Source organism: Limosilactobacillus fermentum (assembly GCF_013394085.1).
Taxonomy (GTDB): domain Bacteria; phylum Bacillota; class Bacilli; order Lactobacillales; family Lactobacillaceae; genus Limosilactobacillus; species Limosilactobacillus fermentum.
The window spans coordinates 1,786,354-1,808,820 of record NZ_CP040910.1 but is presented as its reverse complement, the minus strand read 5'-3'; the positions used below and the strand labels follow the sequence as shown (position 1 = coordinate 1,808,820).

Here is a 22,467-nt window from a genome sequence, read left to right as displayed (position 1 = left end):
TTGGTACTCTTGATTCCGATCAATTTAAATGGGGGTGGTACCGGATATCCTTAAGGTAACAAAGGAGGGATAATTATGGGAAAAGTCCAAGAATTCTTTAATCGCCACCAACAGCAAAACGTCTGGGCGATGACGGGGTTAATCATCTTCGCCGAACTCAGCCGTTTAACTAACTTGGGGCAAGCCTACTCACTCTTGATGGTGCTCGTCGCCATCATGGGGGGTGTGCCACTGGTCTTACGGGCGGTCAGCGCCTTGACCTACCGGGTGATCTCGATCGAACTATTGGTGGCCGTGGCCATCGTTGGCGCCCTGATCATTGGTGAGTACAACGAGGCGGCCATCGTCGTGTGGCTCTTTAACCTCGGCGACGTCTTGGAGGCGTTAACCCTAAAGAAAACCCGGGCGGCCGTCAAGTCGTTGACCTACATGGCGCCGCAAACCGCCACCGTCCTCGCCGACGTAAACGACGCCACCGGGGAGGTTACGGACATTGACTTCGTGGACGCGGGGGACTTGGTCTTAGTGAAAGCGGGCGACCGGGTACCAGTCGACGGGGTGGTAAAACGGGCCACGGCTTAGTGAACGAAGCCAGCTTAACGGGGGAGGCCCGGCCGCTTCCCAAGGCGGTGGACCAAACCGTTAGCGCCGGAACAATCTTAGCGGATGGCACCCTGGTTGTCGAAGCTAGCCGGGTCGGGGAAGACACGACCTTTGGCCAGATCATCGAACTAGTCGAAGAGGCCCAAGACAGTAAGTCCAAGGCTCAGCGGGTGATTGATCGCTTTGCCAAGTACTACACCCCGCTGATTATGCTAATTGCCCTGGTGGTTGGACTGGCAACGAAAGACGTCGCCCTAGCCATCACCGTCCTGGTGCTTGGTTGCCCCGGGGCCCTGGTAATTGGGGTGCCGGTGTCGACCGTCGCCGGGATCGGTCGGGCCGCCAAGCTCGGGGTGTTGACCAAGGGGAGTGCCAGTTTGAGCGCTTTGAGTAAGGTTGACACACTGGTCTTTGATAAGACCGGCACCGTTACTAAGGGCTTGCCCGCGGTGGTGAGTGACTGGTGGGATACAGGTGTTAGCGAGCGCGACCACCAATTGCTAGTCAGTGTCGAGACGGTCGCTAACCACCCGCTGGCCAAGGCGGTGCTTAAATACGAAGCGGTCGCCCCCTTACCGGTGGACCAAAGCAAGGTGCTGGCGGGCCAGGGGATGGTGGCGCAGGTGGCAGGGGCTACGGTGTTGGTTGGCAACGCTAAATTATTAGCTACCCACCAGGTGGACTTAACTGCGGTGGCCACCACGGCGTCGGCATGGCAAGTAGTGGGACGCTCCCTGGTTTACTTCGCCGTTGATGGTCAGTTGAGGGGCCTGCTTGGTATTAGTGACCCGCTCAAAGACGAGGCCCGGGCGACCTTTACTAAGTTGCGGGCGTTGGGTTACCAGAACCTGATCATGCTAAGTGGCGGGCGTTGGGTTACCAGAACCTGATCATGCTAAGTGGCGATAACCAGACCACCGCCGAACGGGTCGGAAAAGAAGTTGGGATGACCCAGGTGGTCGGGAACCTGATGCCGGCAGAGAAGGTTGAAAAGATCAAGGAGCTCCAAGCAGCTGGTCACCGGGTCGCCTTTCTGGGCGACGGGGTCAACGACAGCCCGGCCCTAGCCACGGCCGAGGTCGGAATTGCGATGGGCAACGGGACTGACGTTGCCTTAGAAGTTTCCGACGTCGTCTTGCTCCATTCCGATTTAGCCAAGTTACCGGTCGCCCTGACGATTGCCAAGAGGATGGTCGCCAACATGAACCAAAACATCGCGATTGCCATTTTGACCGTTACCCTGCTCTTTGGCGGCCTCTTTGCCGGCTACGTCCACATGGCCTCGGGAATGTTGATTCACGAGCTCAGTATTTTAATCGTGATCATCAACGGGATGCGACTCTTAAAAATTCATTAAAGTTGATGGGGATCAATTATTTTTCGAGTTGGCCTGCCTATACTGAAGCCCAAAAGGGGGATTTATCATGGAAAAGGTACTAATGGAGTTGGGCGGGATGTCATGCCCGTCATGCTTGGACAAGATTAAAACGGCGGTTGAACACCAGGCCGGGGTCAGTGAGGTTAAGGTCCTCTTTAACGCCGGTAAGTTAAAGGCGACCGTGGATAGCGACCAAACCACGGCCGCTGCTTTGAAGCAGGTCGTCGAAAACCTTGGTTATCAGGTTAATAAGGTTAAGGAAAAGGAGTTAGTTTAATGGAGATCCAAGAACAATACGAAGTGGAGTTAAAGCAAGCCGACGTCGACCACCACACCCCCACGGCCGGGGCGATGACCGGCCACATTTTGGCTAACCTCTGGCTCCACCAACAAAAGATTAATCAGGCCCGCCTGTTTGCCAAGGGCTGCGCCAGCCTCTTTTTGGCTCAGTACACGGGCGAATGGTTGAACACGGAACGCCAATACTTTGATCGAATTAATCAACTGCTAGTGATCAATGGCGAGGCGGTACCGACCACAACCGCTCAGTTTACCCAGTACACGATGCTAAAGGAAAACGGCGCCCAGAAGTATGCTCCGGGCAAGGACCAGCTCTTTGACCTAATCAAGGACTTTGACACCCAACTGCTCTTCCTCCAAAAGGCGATTGCCCTCGGTAAAAAAGAAGGGTTGATGAAGTTAGTTCACACCCTAGTCGACCTCGACACCTGGATGCGGACGCAAATTTTGGCCGGGCAAAATTTCCTGGGAAATGATTTGATGACGGGAAGGTATCAAGAAGATGATGACGACGATCAATGGTGAGCACCTCTGCGTTTCACTGGTGCCGCTCTTTAACCAACTGTCTTTGCCGGATCAAAAACGGATTGAAACCATGGTGCACCACCACCACTACCAACGCCGTGAAATTATCCTTTCCCCGGGCGACGAGGGAAAGCTACTGATCGTCGAAGCGGGACGGTTGAAACTCTACCAACTCAGCGAAAGCGGCGACGAACAGGTGCTGGCGGTGCTGGGGACTGGCGAGTACGTGGGCGAGCAGTGGCTTTACGGGGCCGCCAACGAAGCAACCTTTGCGGTGGTTGAACAAGACGCCGCCATTTGCGAACTAACCTACGACGCCTTTACCAACCTTTTAGCCGAGTACCCGGAATTGGCGGCCCGGCTCTTGCAACTGACGATGGCCAAGGTGCGGGAATTAACCGCCCAAAACCAGTTTTTGGTAATTGATGGGGTGGAAGAACGTCTGTGGGCCTACCTATCCCACCTGGCCAGCCAAAGGGGCGGGCGCTTTACCCTGCCGATGAAGATGAAGGATTTGGCCGCCTACCTAGGGACAACGCCAGAAACTCTGTCGCGCAAGTTCCGCCACCTGCAAGAAGAAGGGAAGATTACCCGCCAGAACCGTGTAGTGACCATTAGCCAATAAAAAAGGACGCCACTAGGCTTCCTTTTTTATTGGTTAGTTTGCTAATGGGAGAGGGAAGAATCACCTTTCTTAGCCCAATGGCCCGTTAACTAGCTGTTTCCTACTTCTCTTTTTTGACCCGGGCTAGCTGAAGCCGGATTCGCCACTTGGTGATTAGAGTGATCAGTGGGTGGCGGCGGTGGTTGAGCCAGTAATCAACGTCGGCACGGATTTGGTACTGACTCAGCTGGGGGTGGTCGTGGTGCAAAAAGGTGGCGTCAACGGAAACGTCTTGTTTTTGCCACATTTCGGCCATGATGAACTGGCTACGGGTCCGTAAGAGCTTAGCGGTAGCGGGCCCCGCTTCTACCGCGGTTAGGCTAGTAACCAGCCCGGTCGCAATTGGCGGGGTCACGCGGTTGTCTTTGAGGTAGGGAGCAACCGGGACGTTAATCAAGGCGTTTAGCATCACGGCGTTCCAGTCGTTATCCCCGCGATCCCGGCGGCTGGCCAGGCCCGGTTCGACGTCGTTAGCGATCAAATAATCGGCCTCTTGGCCCCAACTTAACTTAACGTGGGCGACGAAAACAGTTGCCATCACAATCTCCTCCTTTATCAAGTTAATTATACATCAAAGTGGACCGCGACCACGCCGGGATCCATAATAAAAGGCCGTTGGCAGCAGGTGCTGCGAGCGGCCTTTTTGTTTATTCTGTAGGTGCGTGGTGGTCAAACGGCCTACCAATGGTTGGGTCGTACTTCCTGATAACGTGCTCCTAGCCACGAGCCTAGTGCCTAAGTACGGGCAAAGAACGGTGCTGGCGCACCAACCATTTGCCCTAGCTTAGTCATGCGGCTCGTCGAGAAGGCTAGTCGCACTTCTCACGCAGTACGCCAATGGACCCCATTGGCTCGACAAAGCCGAGTCTGCTGGAATCCTATTGGCGCTTGCGGGGGCACGACGACGAAATCAGAGATTTCTGTCGTGCTCCCTAATTATTATTATCATCCGGGTTCGTAATCTTAATCCGGTTCGAACTAGTCGAAGAGTGGCTCACTTCTGGGGCATCGGTACTGAAGACGTCGGCGGTTGTCTTACCGCCGTTTTCATTAATGAGCGAAGTCGACTTGTTACCAAGTTTCTTTTCGATCGCCTCTTCTTTCTTCAGCCCGTTGGCGTAGTTGTAATCACTTGCCTTGACCTTGGTGAAGCCCTTCGGCGTGTAGAAGCGCAGGAGGTTCTTTTGGTTGAGCGAGTCGGATAAGGATAGTTCTTCGTTGACTAACTTGGCGTCGGCCTTGACCTTCTTCTTTTTGGCCGCCGTCAGCGTAGCGGTTTTACCGGTCTTATTGCTGTAGACCGTGCCCGAAATCGAGGTGAAGTTCGGGGTCACAAAGTCGTGGTTGCGGAAGGCAACGACCTGGCTGTGCTCCTTGGAGAAGAGGTCGGTCCCAAACATGATGTAACGCTTGGTGGAAATGCCCAGCAGGTGCAAGAGGGTCGGTAAGACGTCCACTTCGCCCCCGTAGGTGTTGAAGACGCCCCCCTTGTTAGTGCCTGGAATAACAAACATTAACGGTACCCGTTGGAGCTGGGCGTTGTCAAAGTCGGTCCAGTCGTCGGCATTCTTACCGAGCACGGAGGCCAAGGCGGTGTTTTCGCTGTTGGAAATCCCGTAGTGGTCCCCGTACAAGACGATAATTGATTTCTTAGCCAGTCCCGACTTATCGAGGTAGGTGAAGAATTCCTTGACCGCCTGATCGAGGTAGTGGGCGGTGACAAAGTAATTGTCGACTGTGGTGCTCCCGGTGTCCGGGGCGGTAAAGTTCGGGTCGGTATCTTCGCTATCGAGGTCAAACGGGAAGTGGTTGGTAACCGTGATGTACTTGACGTAGAACGGTTGTTGCAGGTTTTCTAAGTACTTGATCGAGTCCTTAAAGAGAAGCTTATCCTTTAAGCCGTAGCCGGTCGACTTGTCACCCGACGTGTCGTAGTAAGAGGCGTCGAAGAAGTACTGGTAACCCATGTTTTTGTAGACGTTGTTACGGTTCCAAAATGAGGCGATGTTACCGTGGAAGACGGCGGAGGTGTAGCCGGCCCGCTGGTTTAAAATGGCCGGCGCCGCTTCAAAGGTGTTGTCACTACCCAAGGTGGCAAACAAGGACCCCTGGGAGAGGCCAAAGGTAGAGGTCTCCAGCAGGTTCTCGGCGTCAGAGGTCTTTCCTTGACCGACCTGGTGGAAGAAGTTATCGAAGGCGTAGGTCTCCTTGCTCTTGTACAGGGAGTTCAAGAACGGCGTTACCTCCTGGCCGTTGACCTTCAAGTTAATCAGGAACTGTTGGAAGCTTTCCAGGTGGATAACGATTACGTTCCGCCCCTTGGCAATCCCGTACATTTTGACGTTCGGTGAAGCGTAGTGCGAATCGGTAAACTTTTTAACCTTTTCTAGCTCCGATTTGGTCGCCGACTTACGCATGTCGTTGACGTGCTCGGTCTTAACTAGGTCGTAGGCGGTAAAGGTATCTAGGCCGAGGTACTTGACGATGTAGGTCCGGTCAAAGGTCCGCCCCAGTAGTTGGGGCCGGTCCATTTCCGCGACCGCCAAGTTCACCCCAAAGACCACCAGGGCCACCGAGGTGAAGGCGAAAGCGACCCGGTGGCTGACCGCCCGCGGATCGAACTTGATCTTGCGAAAGAGCATCAAGACTAAGATCACCACGATGTCTAGCCAGTAAAAGACGTCGTGGAGGTTGGTCAGAGCAATCGAGCTTCCCGACAGCCCCTGGTTAACCTTGGAGTAGCCGGTCATGGTGGCGATCGTCATGAAGTCGGTGAATTCCCGGTAGTAGATGACGTTTAAATAGAGCAAGACGGTATTTAAAACGTCAATTCCCATCAGGACCGGGTAAAAGAAGCGGGACCGCTTAAAGTAAAAGGCGAGTCCGAATAAGAGCAGGGTGGTCCCAAGCGGGTTAACTAACAGGATGGCGTATTGGACAATTCCCTCGGCGCCCAACTTAAAGTCGGTAAAGTAGGCAAAGAGGGTCTTGGCCCAAAAGAGAACCACCAGAAGGGCAAAAAAGCCGATCCGGGTGTTCACGAATTTTCCGAGTCGTTTCATCGTAAAGTGATCCTCGCAAACATAAATAATTTCGTTATTAAAGCGATGGGGCTAAGTAAATTAGCCGATAACGATCAACATTTTAACATAGGGGGAGCAGGGAGTTGGGGGATTTGAAAAATCGTTGAAGAAACTTAACGGAATTCAAAGCGGGGCGCCGCTACATTCAACCCGAAAATGGGGTACAATAAGGCGTGAAAGCACTAACAATGGAGGGATGACGATGACCAAGATCAATATTTACCTCGTTCGCCACGGGCAAACCTACTACAACATTTATAACAAGCTGCAGGGCTGGAGTAACTCGCCCTTGACTGACCAGGGTTACCAAGACGCCGAAAAGGCGGGACAACGCTTAAAGGACGTCCACTTTGACGCCGCCTTTTGTTCCGACCTTACCCGCGCCGTTGAAACCGCCCAAACAATCCTCGATGAAAATAAGGCCGATTCGGTCAAGGAGCCGACGACGGCACCGTATTTCCGCGAGGAGTTCTACGGCTCTTACGAAGGGACCTATATGGACCAAGCTTGGTATAACGCCGGGGCTCCCCACGGGTTAAAGACCTTCAAAGACATCGTCACCAAGTACAACATCGACACCGCCAAGGACTGGTTAAAAGACGCCGATCCCTTCCACGACGCCGAAAACAGCACCGAGTACTGGAAACGGATGAACGAAGGCTTAGCGATCATTCGGGACGCGGGGCTGCCGGACGGGGCCAACGTTTTGTTGGTTTCCCACGGCAACACCTGCCTGTCCTTGATTGAACGTTTCGGCGAGGGGAAGTATGACATTACCGAACGGCCGGCAAACGGGAGCCTATCCAAGTTGGTGATGGATGGCGACCGGGTCAGCGTTGAGTTTTATAATCATTAAAAAAGGAAGTGCGACCCAACCTCCTCGACAGGCCGTTGGTAAGGTTCGGGCACAGGTTAGCGCGTCAGCGGTGTTCTGTGGCCAGACTTAGCCACTAGGCCTGTGGTTGGGAGCACGTTATCAGGGAGTGCGACTAGCCTTCTCGACGAGCCTTATGACTAAGCTAGGGCAAATGGTTGGTGCGCCAGTACCGTTCTTTGCCCGTACTTAGCCACTAGGCTTGCGGTTATTGACCACGTTTTCTGTCTAATATTCGGACATACAGCAAGAGGCTGGAAGAAAACCTTGTTTTCTTCTAACCTCTTTTTTCGGCCATAGTTGTTGATAATAAAATAACATATGTTACAATCAATGTTGTAATTTAAAAAGTAACAGATATGAACCGAAGGAGGAAGTAAATGATGAAGTATGCAGTAACCGCAGCAACCGGACGTTTTGGTCGGGTGGCCGTTGAACAATTGGTTGATTTAGTTGGTAAGGATCAAGTGGTAGCGATCGTACGCGACGTTGCCAAGGGGCGAGAGCTATTGCCGGCGGGAATTGAAATTCGCCAGGGTGACTACGCCGACCAAGCGGGGATGACCAGTGCCTTGGCAGGCATTGATCGTTTACTCTTTATTTCCTCACAACCAGGGGGGCCAGTTTCCCGGGAGACGCAACACTTAAACGTGGTTGCCGCTGCGAAGGAAGCCGGCGTTTCCTTGGTTGCCTACACTAGCTACCCGCAGGCGGACCAAGCTAAGGCTCCTTTGGCCCACGATCACCAGGTGACTGAAGCGGCCATAAAGGAAGCCGGGCTCGCCCACGCTTTCTTGCGTGATAACTGGTACCTGGAAAACGACGCCAGCTTCCTGACGGCTGGCAAGGAGGGGCAAGCGGCCATTTACTGGACCACTGGTAAGGCAGCTTGGGCACCGGAAGCCCTTTACGCCACCGCCGCCGCTAAGGTGCTGGTGAGTGACCAGCCAAAGGAAGTTTACGAATTTGGCGGTCAACCAATCAGCTACGAAGAACTCGGGGACGCCTTAAAAGAAGCCCTGGGTAAGGAGGTAGAAGTGGCTAAACTAAGCCGGGAAGCTTATGAAGCCGCTTTGGTAAAGAGTGGTATGGACGAGGCGATGGCAACCATGATCGCCTCCTTTGAAGAACCGCACGAGGCGGGGGACTTGGATGTGACAAGCGATGACTTGGCCACCGTCCTCGGTCACCCGTTGCCGACGTTAGTTGCTAGCATCAAGGAATTGCTGGCTAAGTAAAAAAGGACCCGCCGACGCGGGTCCTTTTTTTACTTGGCTTCCTTTTTGAAGAAGTCTTGGTAGTTCAAAATTAGGTTTAAGATAACGGCGCAGGCCGAACCGACAACCACCCCGTTACCCAAGATGATTTGGGCTTCGGTGGGCAGTTGTTGAAAGATTTGCGGGTAGACGGTGACCCCGAGGCCTAACCCCACGGACAGGGAGGCCACCAAGAGGTTGGAACCCTTAGCAAAGTCGACCTTGTGCAGGATTTGGATCCCCTGGACCCCGACCATCCCGAACATGACGATCATCGTGCCCCCTAAAACGGGCGTGGGAATGATGGTGGCAAGGGCGCCGGCCTTTGGCAATAAGCCCAGCAAGATCAAAAGGAAGGCGGCGTAGTAAACCGGCTTCTTGGTTTTGACCCCGGACATCTTGAGCACCCCGACGTTTTGCGAGAAAGTCGAGTACGGGAAGGTGTTAAACAGCCCCCCCAGCATGGCGGCAATCCCTTCGGCCCGGTATCCACGGGCCATATCCTTGCTGGTGATCTTGGTGTCGGTGGCGTCACTTAAGGCAAAGTAGACCCCAGTTGATTCGATCATCGTGGTTAAGGCGACGAGCATCATGGTAACGATGGCGCTGGAGTTAAATTGTGGGGTGGCGAAGTAGAAGAACTGTGGGGCGTGGAACCAAGCGGCGCTGGCGACGGTGCTTAAAGAAACCATCCCCAAGACGCCGGCAAATAAGGACCCCAGTAAGATCCCCAGCAGAATAGCGATCGACTTTAAAAAGCCCTTGGCAAAGCGGTTGATCATGACGATGATGATGATCGTAACGATCCCGATTAAGAGGTTGCTAGGGGCACCAAAGCTCTTCGCCGTGGCATCCCCACCACCGAGGTTTTGAAAACCGACCGGTACCAGGGTGAAACCGATGATCGTGATCAAGGACCCGGTCACCACCGGTGGGAAGAGCTTCTTGAGCTTGGCAAAGACGCCGGCAATCAAGAAGATAAACAACCCCGAGCAAATAATGGCGCCGTACATGTAGCCGATCCCGAGCTTGCCGCCGATTGATTCCAAGGGGGCGACGGCCTGGACGGCGCAGCCCAGGACCACCGGTAGGGCGATCCCAGTTAAAGCGGTCCGTTTTAACTGGAGTAAGGTAGCGATCCCGCACATGAAGATGTCGATGGAAAACAGGTAGGTCATCTGGGCGGCGTTAAAGTGCAGGTAGTTCCCGATCAACAACGGCACTAAGACGTCACCGGAGTACATGGCTAACAGGTGTTGGAAACCTAGGATAAGGTGGCGCCAGAAGGTGGTTGCTTGCCCCTCCAGGCGTTGTTCAGCGGAAATTGACGGTGAAAGTTTCAAAAGATTCCTCCCCGCAGGTACCTAAATAAAAAAAGTGGACCCACAAAAGCCCACTCACTTTTGCTTATAGTCTTCAGTTTGCGGCTGAAGGTAGAGACTTGCCGACCATATTACGGCGATTATATAGGCACTTACGTTTTCTAAATTTGATACCAGTATCTTACCACTTAAAAGCGAACGATACAATCTTATGGAAACTTAATCATCGTTATTTTCCGAAAATTAACGCCACCACCGTTTGTTAAAGATCAGCCAAATCGAAATGGCGACCATGATCAGGGTAATGATGATGGTGATTTGCCAAGCAAAGTCGTTGTTGGCAAAGGGGAGGGACTTGACGTTTTCCCCGTAAAAACCAGAGACGATCGGCGGGATCGATAAGATAATTGAGTAGACGGTCAAAAACTTCATCGTTTGGTTCAGGTTGGAATCCAGCACCTTGCTGTAGGCGTCGGAGACCCGGCCGGTCACGTCCGAGGTCATCTGGGCCATTTCCAACCCCTGCTGGGCTTCGATGATAACGTCGTCCAGGTCGGATTGCTGGTCGACGCTCATCCGGTAACCGAAGCGGCGCTTGAATTCCTGGAGCAAAGAAACGTTGCCCTGCAGGGAGGTCAAGATGTAGACCAACCCGGTTTCTAGTTCCATAAACTCGGTGATCGCCGAGCGTTCGGTCCGGCGCCGCAAGTTATTTTGGATCTTTTGGCGTTGCTGGTCGGCCCGCCGAATCGGGGGAAAGTAGGCCGTTGACAGCCGGTAGAGGATCGGCAAGATAAAGTCGTAGCGGGTGTCGATGTCGCCGTGAGCCTGGAGGCGCTTGAGTTGTTCGGCAATTAAACCGTTAACGAAGTTAGTGTGGGCGTTGGTAAAGGTCAAGACGTTGTTTTCGGTCAGCATGATCCCGACCGGGGCGGTTTGGGGGGCTGATTCCTCGTGGTTGGGGATGTAGACGTCAAAGATGAGCAGGGTGATCCCGGCGTCACGATCGATTTCAATCCGGGCCTTTTCGTAGGGGTCGATGGCGTAGTCAAGCAGATCACTCGTCACTTCGTATTTTTCAAAGAGCTCATCGCGTTCGTGGGGGAGGGGCTCAAAGACCGACACCCAGTAACTGTGGTCATTAAACTTAACGGAACTTAACACATTGCACACCCCTCTTTCTTAGCTTTCCCCATTATACACCAGTTTGCCAATCCCTTGGTCTAGGTTACAATAGTCACAAAGGGGGAATGATGATGGAATATCGCTGGCAAATAGAAGAACGCCTGCCGGTGGATCAAGAGGCAACGCCCTTACGGCACCTTTTGCAGCGCCAGTGGCTGTTGCCCAAGCGTTTGGTCCACTACCTGCGCAGTCGCCGTCAGGTCCTAGTCAACGGCTCCTACCGTCCGGTGTCGAAGACGGTTGCGGCTGGCGACGTGATCACGCTTAATTTTTCCGGCGACGAGTTTCGCACGCCCGATTCATCGTACCTTCCCGATCCGGGACCGTTGACCGTCCTGTACGAAAACCGGGACCTCTTGGTGGTCGACAAGCCGGCCGGAATTAAAAGCCACCCCAACCAAGCGGGCGAAGTCGGCACCCTGATGAACCGGGTGGCAGCCTATTTAGAGGGGACTAACGACGCCGCCTACATGGTTCACCGCTTGGACAAAGAAACCAGCGGGGCGATGATCGTGGCCAAAAATCCGGTGGTGGTGCCGATTTTAGACCGGTTGATTAGTACCGGCGAAATTCACCGTGACTACTTGGCCCTGGTGGCCGGGGTGCCGAACCCGGCCCGCGGGATTTGGGACCTTCCCTTAGGACAGGACCCGACCGACGTTCGTAAGCGCAAGGTCTTCGGCAAAAACGCCCAGCCCGCCCGGACCCATTACCGGACCTTGGCCGTCAATGACGACCGGGCGCTAGTGGTGTTGAACCTCGAGACCGGGCGGACCCACCAGCTACGGGTGCACTTGGCGGCGGCTGGCTGCCCGATTGTGGGCGATCCGTTATACGGTACGGTGGCGGCCCCCCGGATGTACTTGCACGGGGTGGCGCAAGAATTGGTGCTCCCCTTTTCTTTAAAACGGGAACGGATTGTGGCTAAAATCCCTGACGATTTCCCCCAGTTTTGATAGAATAGGGGTAGACAAGTCACAAATCAACAATACAAGGGAGTGTGCATAATTAATTGTCACTTATTGAGAATCTCTACGGACCATTCTTTGACTTACACAACTGGGCGGCGGTCGTAACCTCCGGACAGGACTGGTTAATCATCCTGTCCTTGGTAATGATGGAGTGTTTGCTCTCCGTCGATAACGCCGTCGTCTTAGCCGCCCAAACCCGGGTCTTGCCAACCCTAAGGGAACAAGAGGAATCCCTTTTCTACGGAATCTGGGGTTCGTATCTGTTCCGTTTCCTGGTGATTGGGATCGGGACCTACTTGATTCACTTCTGGGAAATCAAGGCCCTCGGGGCGGCCTACCTAATGTATATGGCTTACCGCTTCTTTCACGTTAAGTTCTTTGGCAAGCATTCCCTACACAAGGATAAGAAGAGCTCCCGGCTGGGGAAGCTAACCGGACGCAAGCGCTTTTGGGCCGTGGTGGCGCAGATTGAGTTTACCGACATCGTCTTTTCCATCGATTCGGTCTTAGCCGCCCTTGCCGTCTCCAACAATCCGGTGATCGTCTTGATCGGGGGCCTGATTGGGATCCTGTGTATGCGGGGGATCGCCGAATTCATCATGCGCTTAATGCGGAAGGTTCCGGAACTGGAGCCCATGGCCTACGTATTAATTGCCGTTATCGCCGTTAAACTGTTTCTGACGATCCCGGCAATCGACATCGAAATTCCATCGGGGCTCTTCGGGATTTTCATTTTACTGGTCTTTGCCTTGACCGGGGTGGTACACTTCCTTCGCCGGGGGAAGCACCCAGCTTCTTCAAGCAAGTCAGTAGGGGGGAAAAAAGATGGCACAAGTGGCACACAAAGATAACTTTAAGCAACTAGTTGAGGGTCCGGTAACCGTGGTCGACTTCTGGGCTCCATGGTGTGGGCCCTGCAAGATGATGGCGCCGGTCATGGATCAACTAGAAGCCGAATACGGCGACCGGATTAAGTTTGTTAAATTTAATATCGACGAGGATCAGGAAACGGCCACCCAATTCAAGGTGATGAGCATTCCGAGCCTGGTCTTATTCCGGGACGGGAAGGCCAAGGAAAAGGTGACGGGACTGTACCCAAAGGACCGCTTGGCCCACTACTTGGAACGGAAACTTAGTGAGGGATAGAAAAAGTGGTGACAGGAATCAGTGATTTCTTGGTCACCTTTTTTTGATTCCCTAAGTTTACACAGATATCGTGCTAACCAACCGCAGGTCTAGTGTCTAAGTACGGACGAAGAACGGTGCGTTTCGCACCAACCGTTCGTCCTAGCTTAGCCATACGACCTGCCGAGGAGGTTGTTTAGCACTCAACTTTTACTTGTAACCGGTTTACAAGTCCGGTATACTAGTAAACGATCAAGTAACGTAAAACGATTTACTGAAAACGAACGCACCAGAGGAGGAAAATCATGACTAACCGCATCGCCGTTTTAGGGAGTATTAACGTAGACACCACCTACCACGTCGCTCGGTTCCCGGAACCAGGGGAGACGCTGTCGGCTACCGACAAGAGCTCGGCACCGGGGGGCAAGGGGGCTAACCAAGCTGTGGCCGCTGCTCGTTCCGGGGCGCAGACGACCTTCATCGGGATGGTGGGCGCCGATAACGAAGGGCGTTTCATGCGTGAAGCCCTACAAGAAGACGGCGTTGACACCCAGTTTGTTGGCAATGACGTTCGCCACGGGACCGGGACGGCCCTGGTGACCCTAGACGCAAACGGCCAAAACGACATCATGGTTTACGGGGGGGCCAACCAGGCGATGACCACCGCCGTGTTAGACCGGACCGACGACCTGTGGGACCAAGTCGACTTTTTGGTTAGTCAGTTCGAAACTCCGCAAGAAGTAACCCTGGCGGCCTTTAAGCTGGCCAAGGAACACGGGGTGACGACAATCTTAAACCCGGCCCCAGCCAAGGAAATTCTACCGGGCTTGCTGGCGGTGACCGACGTGATCGCCCCTAACGAAACCGAAAGCGCCCTGTTAACCGGAATTGAAATCAACGATGAGGCTGACCTGGCCAAGACGGCGGACTACTTCCGGGGCCAAGGGGTAGCTACTACCTTGGTAACCCTGGGTAGCCGGGGGGCGTACTTCAACCACAACGGCAAGAGCGGGATTGTGCCGGCCTTTAAGGTTAAGGCGGTAGATACGACCGCGGCCGGCGACACCTTCATTGGCGGTCTGGTTTCCCAACTGACCCCGTCAATGGAAAACCTGGCGGACGCCATTACCTACGCTCAACGGGCCTCCAGCTTGACGGTTCAAGGGATGGGGGCAATGCCATCGATCCCAACCCGGGCCCAAGTAGAAGAAGCCTTGAAAAACTAATTACTGCACAAACTTTTAAGGCGCACTCTAAAGCGGGGTGCGCTTTTTATTTATCATCAAAATGGCTTTCCAATCAATAAGAAACCGGTTACTATTGTTAACAAAGGAAGGCGAAGAAAATGAAAATCGGATTTATCGGAACTGGGGTCATGGGCACCGGAATTGTCAAAAATTTGTTGAAGGCTGGTAACCGGGTAACGGTTTACAACCGGACCAAAGCCCACGCCGAGGAGGTACTCGCGGCGGGGGCTAGTTGGGCGGCTAGCCCGGCGGAGGCCACCTTAAATAGCGAGGCCGTGATGGTGATGGTGGGCTTTCCGGCGGACGTTGAAGAAACCTACCTGGGACCTAAAGGGATCTTTAGCGTTGTCCAGCCGGGTCAAATCGTGGTGGACATGACCACCAGTAAGCCGAGTTTGGAGCGAGAACTTAAGCAAAAGACCCCGGCCGGAGTGGGAATCCTAGATGCCCCAGTTTCTGGCGGCGATAAGGGGGCCAAGGAAGGGACCCTGACCGTGATGGTTGGTGGCGACCAAGAAGCCTACCAAACCATGACCCCGGTCTTTTTGCAACTGGGCAAGGATATCCACTACTTTGGGACCGCCGGGGCGGGGCAACACGCCAAGATGGCCAACCAAATCATGGTGGCCGGCACGATGACCGGACTGGTGGAAACCCTGGTTTACGCCAAGGCGGCGGGCCTCAATTTACAAGACGTGGTCGCCACGGTCGGTGGTGGGGCGGCGGCTAATTGGAGCCTCGCCAATTACGCCCCCCGGATCCTAAAGGACGATTACACGCCCGGCTTCTTTGCTAAGCACTTCCTAAAGGACCTGCGCATCGCCCTAGAAGAGGCGGACGCCATGGGGATTGACCTACCGGCAACTAAGGTCGCAAAACAACTCTACGAACAGCTGGTGGACTCAGGCCACGGCGACTTGGGCACCCAAGCCCTAATTAAACTCTGGTGGAAGGACGAGAAAGAAGATGGAAAAAAAGATTAAGTTAGACGACGTGGCGCGCTTGGCGGGGGTTTCTAAGGCCACGGCCTCGCGGGTGTTGAACCACCGCGGGTATTTAAGCCAAAAGACGATTGATAAGGTTCACCAGGCCATGGAGGACCTTAACTACCGCCCCAACGCAATTGCCCGCCAACTCTACAAACAAGAGACGATGCTGGTGGGGCTGATTTTCCCGACCATCAATAACCCCTACTTTGCCCAGTTGGAGGCGGCCCTTGAAAAGTGCCTCTACAACGAGGGCTACCGGGCGGTAATGGGAAACAGCGAAAACAACGCCAAAAAGGAAGAGAACTACTTGCAACTCCTCTTGGACCGCCAACTCGATGGCCTCATCGTCGGGGCCCACAACCCGGAAATCCCGGCCTACCACAAAACCAGCCTGCCAATCGTTTCGATTGAACGGGTGGTTTCCAATCAGGTGCCGGTGGTGTCGGTGGATAACTACGAGGGCGGGCGGCTAGCCACCCAACGCCTGCTCGACGACGGCTGTCAACATATCATTCACACCAACTACCCGGGGGGCTTTGCCTCGCCAAACCAGGCCCGGGAGAGCGCCTACCGCGACTTAATGAGCCAAAACGACCGGCCGGCGATTGTCTACCAGGTGCCCTTCGATGAACCAGAGGACCAAAAACTGGTCCGGATCCGCAAGATCTTTGAGGAACACCCCGAAGTCGATGGGATCTTTGCCGATAACGACACCAACGCCCGTTTGGCCCTTACGGCAGCGACCGAAGCGGGGCGGCGGTGCCCAGAAGACATTAAGATCATTGGTTTTGACGGCGCCGATATGACCCGCTTGCTCTTGCCAGAGTTGACGACCATCCAACAGCCGATTCAGGAAATGGCCGAGGCGGCCGTGGAATTGCTGAAGGAAAAAATCGCCGGGGAACCCGCCGTTCAGTACCGGACCCTGCCGGTTAAATTAGTTGAGGGGACGACTGCTTAGCCCCCGCTATTCCTCGTTCGCGGTGCGGGCGGGGGATTTTTTTTGAAAAATATATACAAACCGGTTTACATATGGCAGCAAGCAAGCTATTATAAAAACCGAGAAATGGAGTTAGCGCTTTCATAAAACTGAAAACGCGCGATTGAGATTTACCTAAGGAGTGACATCAAGATGGAAACGTTATCGTTTGATTCAAGTGCGTTAAAGAAGTTTGTTCACCCAAACGAACTCGGTGAAATGCAGGCGATGGTGACCGCCGCCGACAGCGAGTTGCGCAACGGCACTGGGGCCGGCGCCGACTTCCGCGACTGGCTGCACCTGCCAACCGACTACGACAAGGACGAGTTCGCCCGGATCAAGGCGGCCGCCAAGAAGATCCAAGCCGATTCCGAGGTCTTAGTCGTAATCGGGATCGGGGGCTCTTATTTGGGCGCCCGGATGGCGGTGGATTTCTTGCACCACTCCTTTTACCAGGCCCAAACCGCGGCGGACCGCAAGCAACCGCTGGTCCTCTTTGCCGGCAACAGCCTCTCCTCTTCTTACATCGCCGACCTGATTGACGTGATCGGCGACCGCGACTTCTCGGTTAACGTGATCTCCAAGTCCGGGACGACGACCGAACCGTCAATTGCCTTCCGGGTCTTCCGCCAACTGCTAGAAGACAAGTACGGGGTCGACGGGGCCAACGCCCGGATCTACGCCACCACCGACCGTCAGCGCGGTGCCTTAAAGACCGAAGCCGACGCCGAGGGTTGGGAAACCTTCGTGATTCCGGACGGGGTCGGCGGCCGGTTCTCAGTCCTGACTGCCGTGGGGCTCTTGCCGATTGCCGTTTCCGGCGCCGACATCGACCAACTAATGGCCGGGGCTGCCAAGGCCGAAGCTACCTACGTCAACCCGGATCTGACCCAAAATGAGGCTTACCAGTACGCCGCTTACCGCAACATTTTGTACCGCAAGGGATACACGACCGAACTGCTGGAAAACTACGAACCAAACATGACGATGCTGGCCGAATGGTGGAAGCAACTGGCCGGTGAATCCGAAGGCAAGGACCAAAAGGGGATTTACCCGTCCAGCGCTAACTTCACCACCGACCTCCACTCCCTGGGTCAATACATCCAAGAGGGACGCCGTAACCTGATGGAAACGGTCGTGAAGCTGGCCGAACCAAACCACAACGTCAAGGTGCCGAGTGCCAAGAGCGACCTCGACGGCCTCAAGTACCTGGAAGGCAAGGAAATTGATTGGGTCAACACCCAAGCTTACCGGGCCGTGGTCGCTGCTCACACCACCGGGGGCGTGCCGGTGATGACCGTCAACATTGCCAAAGAAGACGAGTTTACCCTCGGTTACCTGATTTACTTCTTTGAAGTGGCGATCGCGATTTCCGGTTACCTAAACGGGATCAACCCGTTCAACCAACCAGGGGTCGAAGCTTACAAGACCAACATGTTTGGCCTGCTGGGCAAGCCGGGCTTTGAAGAAATCGGTGAACAACTCAAGAAAGAAATGGACGACTAAAAGGAGAATTACCATGACCATGTTATTAGGATCAATCGAAGCTGGTGGAACGAAGATGGTTTGTGCCGTTGGAAACACCAACTACCAAATCAAGGATTCCATCCACATTCCGACCACGACGCCGGAAGAAACGCTGGGTAAGATTATCGATTACTTCAAGCAGTTCGATAACCTGTCCGCTATCGGGATTGCCTCCTTTGGCCCGATCGAAATTCGCCGCTCCTCACCGAAGTACGGTTACATCACCGACACGCCGAAGCCGGGTTGGTCAAACGTGGATTTCGTTGGCCCAATCAAGAAGGCTTTGAACGTGCCGATCGCTTGGACGACCGACGTAAACGGCTCCGCTTACGGGGAATACCTGATGGCAACCTTATTTAACCGCCGGATTCACTCCCTGGTTTACTTCACCATTGGGACCGGGGTCGGCGGCGGGGCCGTCATTGACGGGCACTTCGTTGGTGAACAGGGCCACACCGAAATGGGGCACATCCGCGTTAAGCGCCACCCAGATGACCTAGACTTTAAGGGAATCTGCCCGTTCCACGGCGACTGCCTGGAAGGTTTAGTTGCCGGGCCAACCTTCGACGCCCGCTTAGGCAAGCCGGGGAAGGAATTACCGCTGACCGACCACGTTTGGGACATCATGGCATACTACGTGGCCCAAGCGGCTTTAGATACGACCCTGATGTACCGGCCGGCCCAAATCGTCTTCGGTGGTGGGGTCATCTCCGAAGACTTCTTAAAGAAGGTCCGGGCGGAATTCAAGAAGCTCTTAAACGACTACGTGGAAGTGGGCGACCTCGACCAGTACATCACGATGCCGATGGCCAAAAACAACGGTTCGGCCACGATCGGGGACTTTGCCCTCGCGTTGCAGGCGGCCACGGAATAGGGAGTGCGACAGAAATCTCTGATTTCGTAGTCGCACCCCCGCAAACACCAATAGGACTTCAGCGGGGTCGCCAGAACCAATGGAGTCCATTGGTGTACTGCGTTTAAAGTGCGGACCAACCATTGGCAGGCCGTGGGCTAAGCTAGGGGGAAGGTTGGTGAGCACGTTATCTGAGTAACCGTAAAAAAATAAGCATCCAAAATAAGCCCCGTCACGTTCGTTTAACGAACGCGGCGGGGCTTTTAAATTTACCTGCAGCGGAGGTTGGGTCCCGTTTCTTTTAACTAGAATTTCGGCTTATACCGCGCAAAGAGGGCGATTGCTAAGATGGCGGTCAAAAGGTCGGCCACGGCCTGGGCGGCGATGATGCCGTGGTAGCCGAAGAAGTGGGCGAGAATGACGATGGCCACGGTGAAGATGATCCCTTGGCGAGCCAGGGACAAGAGCAGGGCGGGCAGGGCCTTGCCCATTGACTGGAAGACGGTTGTAAAGACCAGGGTGAAGCCGGCTAGAGTTGAAGAGATAACCAGCCAGCGAACCATGATGGCCCCCTCCTTGACGATCGTCGGGTCCTTCATGAACCAGGTGATAATGATCGGGGCTAAGAAGAACATGATCGCCGTCATGACCAGGGCAAAACCACAGACCACTAACAGGTCGAAGCGCAGGGCACTCTGGAAGCGGCGGCGGTCCTTGGCGCCGTAAACGTAACCAATCAGTGGTTGGGCCCCGAAGGCGAAGCCAATGAAGATCATGTTGATGATCATCGATACCTTAAGGGCGATCCCCATGGCGGCGACGGAATCGGCGCCGTAGTCAATTAGGTAGCGGTTGGTCAGCGCCATCGCTAGGGTGGCCATGACGTTGGTGATGCTAGCGGGGATTCCGATCGCGTAGATTTGGCGTTTGAGGTCCCAGGAGACCTTGGTTTCCTTGATCGAGGTGGTCAGCTTTTGGGACTTGGTGCGCAGGTAGTAAATCATTAAAAGGTCACCAATTACGTTGGAGGTGACGGTGGCCAGCGCCGACCCGGCCGCCCCCAGGCCGAGGGTGAAGATGAAGATCGGGTTTAAGACGATGTTGATAATCGTTCCGGTCATCGAGGCCTTCATTGATTCTAGAGCTAACCCCTCGGTGCGCAAGATGTTATTCGGGGCCAGGCCAAAGACGACAAAGGCCGCCCCCCAGGCCATCACGGTGTAGTATTCATCGGCGTACTTCCAAGTCGCCTTGCTAGCCCCCAGCAAGTGTAGGGCCTGGTCCTTGAAGATTAACATTAGGGCGGAAACGATGATGCCCCAGAAAAAGGCGGCGTAAAAGGCGTAGCCGGAAACGTTACGCCCCTCTTGATCGCGTTTTTCCCCAAAGAGGCGCGAGATCACGGACGAGCCCCCCAGTCCGAAGATGTCACCAATGGCAATTAGAAGGGTGAAGACTGGGGCCCCCTGCGAAACCCCGGCGACCAGGGCGGGATTTTGGGTTTGGGCGACGAAGAAGGTGTCGACCATGTTGTAAATTAGGGTGACGGCCATCGATAAAACGACCGGCATCGCCAGCGTAAAGTAGACGCGGCGGATCGAAGTGTGTTCAAATAGTTGCTCCATGGTGGGTTTCCCTTCTTAAAAAATATTATATCCATTGTAGGAGAATTGCGAAGGAGCGTGCAAGTGCAAAATTGGTCTAGTCGAAAAAATAAGAAGTTGGAACCGCTACCAACTTAAAAAAGCCCCGTTTGAACCCCACCAAACAAAAGATATCCACAAACCAAGCGGCGCCCCTTGCGAAGGTGATTAGAATGGTCTAATCTTATCAACATTAATTCGGAAGGGGTTGAAGAAAGATGAACGCAGCAAACGTATTGTTCGTGATGGTCGCAAGCATCCTGGTCTTTTTCATGACACCGGGCTTGGCCTTATTCTATGGAGGGTTAAGCGAAAAGAAGAACGTGGTCAACACTTTTATGTCAGTGTACTTCATTTGCGGAGTCGCCGTGATTATGTGGATCATCGTTGGCTACTCCCTGTCGTTTTCCGGTAACGTTTGGGGATTGTTCGGGAATTTACACTGGGCGATGTTTCACCACGTTAACATCTTTGCCCTGACGGCCACCAAGATTCCAACCGGCCTGTACTCGATGTTTCAAATGATGTTTGCCATCATTACCCCGGCCCTCTTCATCGGGGCAGTGGTTGGTCGGGCCCGGCCGTGGTTCATCGTCGCCTTCGTCATCTTCTGGTCGCTTTTGGTTTATTACCCGCTAGTCCACATGGTTTGGGGTGGCGGCATCCTCGGTAAGCTAGGGACGCTCGACTTTGCCGGCGGGACCGTCGTCCACATCAACGCGGGGGTGACGGCCTTGGTCCTCTCCTGGATGGTCGGGCCGCGTTTGCAACGTCACAACGACCAACCGGCTAACTTGGGCTTGGTTTTGATCGGGACTTCCATCCTGTGGCTCGGTTGGTACGGCTTTAACGCCGGTTCGGCCCTAGCGATTGACAACGTGGCCGTTCAAGCCATGTTAACGACGACGGTGGCCACCGCGGCAGCCATGGTCGCTTGGCAACTACTGGAAGTCAGCTTTACCGGGAAGGTTTCCCTAGTCGGTACCTGCACCGGGACCGTCTGCGGGTTGGTGGCGATCACGCCGGCGGCCGGCTACGTCACCATCAGCGGGGCGGTCATGATCGGCCTGGGGGCGTCCATTTGTTCCTACCTCTTCGTAACCTACGCTAAGCCACGTTTGCACCTGGATGACACCCTAGACGCCTTTGGCTGCCACGGGGTTTCCGGGATCTGGGGAAGCATCGCCACCGGACTCTTTGCCACCAGCCAGGTTAACTCCCAAGTTACCGACAACGGACTCCTGTACGGCGGCGGGATGCACCAGTTCTTAGTTCAAATCGTTGCTACCCTAGCCACGATGGTCTTTACCGGGGTAACGTGCTGGCTGATCATCAAGGGCCTACGCCTCGTGATGCCGGTTCGGGTTTCGGCCAGGGAAGAAGCGGTCGGCCTGGACATCACCCAACACGGCGAGCGAATCATGGCCCGCTAATCGATTATTCTTCAACCCAACAATGAAATAAGGGACCGAGAGGAAACAACTTTCCTCTCGGTCCCTTATTTTTTAGTTCTTAGTCAAAATAACCATCATTGCGGTGGTCAACGAAGTGGTGATAGGCGGAAATACATCCGGGATTGGTACCAAATGGGGGCCATCTAGTGAACCAAGCATTGTGATTCCTAACCAAAATCTCTCTAATTCACCCCCGGGAGCGTCAATTAAATGGTAGGCAACATCCTCTGGTAAGCAGTAGTGAAAGTTAGCAGGGGCGTCAGGATACAGTATCTCGTTGACCCTTTGGAGATCATTAATGGTTACGCCATTTGGAAAGTGCTCCCAGAGGACGGCGGGGTCAATTTGCATGGCAAGAGCGAGGCGGTTCGTGAAGTTGGTTTGCATGGTTTGTTCAGCCCTCCGTTTTTAAAGTTATTGTGCCCGAAATGATAGGGGAGGACAAAGAAAAGGGCTAGGAGAAATTCTTCTCCCAACCCTAGCTTAGCC

At 54.2% G+C, this 22,467-nt stretch carries 20 protein-coding genes, 1 pseudogene and 1 riboswitch; of the genes and pseudogenes, 15 read left to right on the top strand and 6 right to left on the bottom strand.

The window, feature by feature from the left end:
* Positions 1-75 precede the first annotated feature (75 nt).
* The 4 genes and pseudogenes from FG166_RS09095 (at position 76) to FG166_RS09080 (ending at position 3,431) form a co-directional block, all read left to right on the top strand.
* Positions 76-1,960 (top strand): annotated as a pseudogene (locus tag FG166_RS09095) (heavy metal translocating P-type ATPase).
* Positions 1,961-2,027: 67 nt separating this feature from the next.
* Complete coding sequence (locus FG166_RS09090) at positions 2,028-2,258, top strand: heavy-metal-associated domain-containing protein (RefSeq protein WP_003681208.1); 231 nt, start codon at positions 2,028-2,030, stop codon at positions 2,256-2,258.
* Positions 2,258-2,806 (top strand): ferritin family protein, encoded by a 549-nt coding sequence (locus tag FG166_RS09085; RefSeq protein WP_003681210.1) that lies wholly within the window; start codon positions 2,258-2,260, stop codon positions 2,804-2,806. The genes FG166_RS09090 and FG166_RS09085 overlap by 1 nt, the downstream gene beginning before the upstream one ends.
* A complete protein-coding gene (locus FG166_RS09080) occupies positions 2,784-3,431 on the top strand; it encodes a Crp/Fnr family transcriptional regulator (protein WP_003681212.1) in 648 nt (215 codons plus the stop codon). Before FG166_RS09085 ends, FG166_RS09080 begins: the two co-directional genes overlap by 23 nt.
* Positions 3,432-3,531: 100 nt before the next feature.
* Here FG166_RS09080 and FG166_RS09075 read toward each other — a convergent pair whose 3' ends face one another.
* Positions 3,532-4,008, bottom strand: coding sequence for a DUF7679 family protein (locus FG166_RS09075; RefSeq protein WP_021349998.1), 477 nt, complete (start codon positions 4,006-4,008; stop codon positions 3,532-3,534).
* A gap of 394 nt (positions 4,009-4,402) precedes the next feature.
* Positions 4,403-6,532: an LTA synthase family protein gene (locus FG166_RS09070; RefSeq protein ID WP_003681217.1), complete on the bottom strand. Its 2,130-nt coding sequence runs from the start codon at positions 6,530-6,532 to the stop codon at positions 4,403-4,405.
* 223 nt (positions 6,533-6,755) lie between these two features.
* On the opposite strand from FG166_RS09070, the gene FG166_RS09065 reads away from it, so the two are divergent.
* A complete protein-coding gene (locus FG166_RS09065) occupies positions 6,756-7,409 on the top strand; it encodes a histidine phosphatase family protein (protein WP_012391720.1) in 654 nt (217 codons plus the stop codon).
* A 401-nt stretch (positions 7,410-7,810) separates the two neighbouring features.
* Complete coding sequence (locus FG166_RS09060) at positions 7,811-8,665, top strand: NAD(P)H-binding protein (protein ID WP_021349996.1); 855 nt, start codon at positions 7,811-7,813, stop codon at positions 8,663-8,665.
* 29 nt (positions 8,666-8,694) lie between these two features.
* On the opposite strand, the gene FG166_RS09055 is transcribed toward FG166_RS09060, so the two are convergent.
* Positions 8,695-10,026 (bottom strand): nucleobase:cation symporter-2 family protein, encoded by a 1,332-nt coding sequence (locus FG166_RS09055; RefSeq protein WP_003681223.1) that lies wholly within the window; start codon positions 10,024-10,026, stop codon positions 8,695-8,697.
* Between the two features lie 47 nt (positions 10,027-10,073).
* Positions 10,074-10,173: riboswitch (purine riboswitch) on the bottom strand.
* A gap of 75 nt (positions 10,174-10,248) precedes the next feature.
* Positions 10,249-11,169, bottom strand: a complete 921-nt coding sequence (locus FG166_RS09050; RefSeq protein WP_003681225.1) for a magnesium transporter CorA family protein — start codon at positions 11,167-11,169, stop codon at positions 10,249-10,251.
* Between the two features lie 92 nt (positions 11,170-11,261).
* Here FG166_RS09050 and FG166_RS09045 point away from each other — a divergent pair, with 92 nt between their 5' ends.
* The 8 genes from FG166_RS09045 (at position 11,262) to scrK (ending at position 18,902) form a co-directional block, all read left to right on the top strand.
* Positions 11,262-12,146 (top strand): RluA family pseudouridine synthase, encoded by an 885-nt coding sequence (locus tag FG166_RS09045; RefSeq protein WP_035430689.1) that lies wholly within the window; start codon positions 11,262-11,264, stop codon positions 12,144-12,146.
* Between the two features lie 56 nt (positions 12,147-12,202).
* Positions 12,203-13,012, top strand: a complete 810-nt coding sequence (locus tag FG166_RS09040; RefSeq protein ID WP_003681229.1) for a TerC family protein — start codon at positions 12,203-12,205, stop codon at positions 13,010-13,012.
* Positions 12,987-13,307, top strand: coding sequence for a thioredoxin (gene trxA, locus FG166_RS09035; RefSeq protein WP_003681231.1), 321 nt, complete (start codon positions 12,987-12,989; stop codon positions 13,305-13,307). Before FG166_RS09040 ends, trxA begins: the two co-directional genes overlap by 26 nt.
* Positions 13,308-13,591: 284 nt before the next feature.
* Positions 13,592-14,512, top strand: coding sequence for a ribokinase (gene rbsK / locus FG166_RS09030; RefSeq protein WP_003681233.1), 921 nt, complete (start codon positions 13,592-13,594; stop codon positions 14,510-14,512).
* A 119-nt stretch (positions 14,513-14,631) separates the two neighbouring features.
* Entirely contained in the window at positions 14,632-15,516 is an 885-nt protein-coding gene (locus tag FG166_RS09025; protein ID WP_003681234.1) for an NAD(P)-dependent oxidoreductase, read from the top strand.
* Positions 15,500-16,483: a LacI family DNA-binding transcriptional regulator gene (locus FG166_RS09020; RefSeq protein ID WP_003681238.1), complete on the top strand. Its 984-nt coding sequence runs from the start codon at positions 15,500-15,502 to the stop codon at positions 16,481-16,483. Before FG166_RS09025 ends, FG166_RS09020 begins: the two co-directional genes overlap by 17 nt.
* A 171-nt stretch (positions 16,484-16,654) precedes the next feature.
* Positions 16,655-18,007, top strand: a complete 1,353-nt coding sequence (locus FG166_RS09015; RefSeq protein WP_015639535.1) for a glucose-6-phosphate isomerase — start codon at positions 16,655-16,657, stop codon at positions 18,005-18,007.
* 19 nt (positions 18,008-18,026) lie between these two features.
* The gene (gene scrK, locus FG166_RS09010; protein WP_035430736.1) at positions 18,027-18,902 is read left to right on the top strand and encodes a fructokinase ScrK; all 876 of its coding nucleotides are present in this window, start codon (positions 18,027-18,029) and stop codon (positions 18,900-18,902) included.
* A 284-nt stretch (positions 18,903-19,186) separates the two neighbouring features.
* Here scrK and FG166_RS09005 read toward each other — a convergent pair whose 3' ends face one another.
* Positions 19,187-20,506 carry an MATE family efflux transporter gene (locus FG166_RS09005; protein ID WP_003681244.1) on the bottom strand — a complete coding sequence of 440 codons (1,320 nt, stop codon included), beginning with the start codon at positions 20,504-20,506 and terminating at the stop codon, positions 19,187-19,189.
* 236 nt (positions 20,507-20,742) lie between these two features.
* Between FG166_RS09005 and FG166_RS09000 the strand changes: the two genes are divergently transcribed.
* A complete protein-coding gene (locus FG166_RS09000) occupies positions 20,743-21,957 on the top strand; it encodes an ammonium transporter (protein ID WP_003681247.1) in 1,215 nt (404 codons plus the stop codon).
* 72 nt (positions 21,958-22,029) lie between these two features.
* On the opposite strand, the gene FG166_RS08995 is transcribed toward FG166_RS09000, so the two are convergent.
* Positions 22,030-22,365 (bottom strand): hypothetical protein, encoded by a 336-nt coding sequence (locus FG166_RS08995; RefSeq protein WP_003681248.1) that lies wholly within the window; start codon positions 22,363-22,365, stop codon positions 22,030-22,032.
* Between the last annotated feature and the right edge of the window lie 102 nt (positions 22,366-22,467).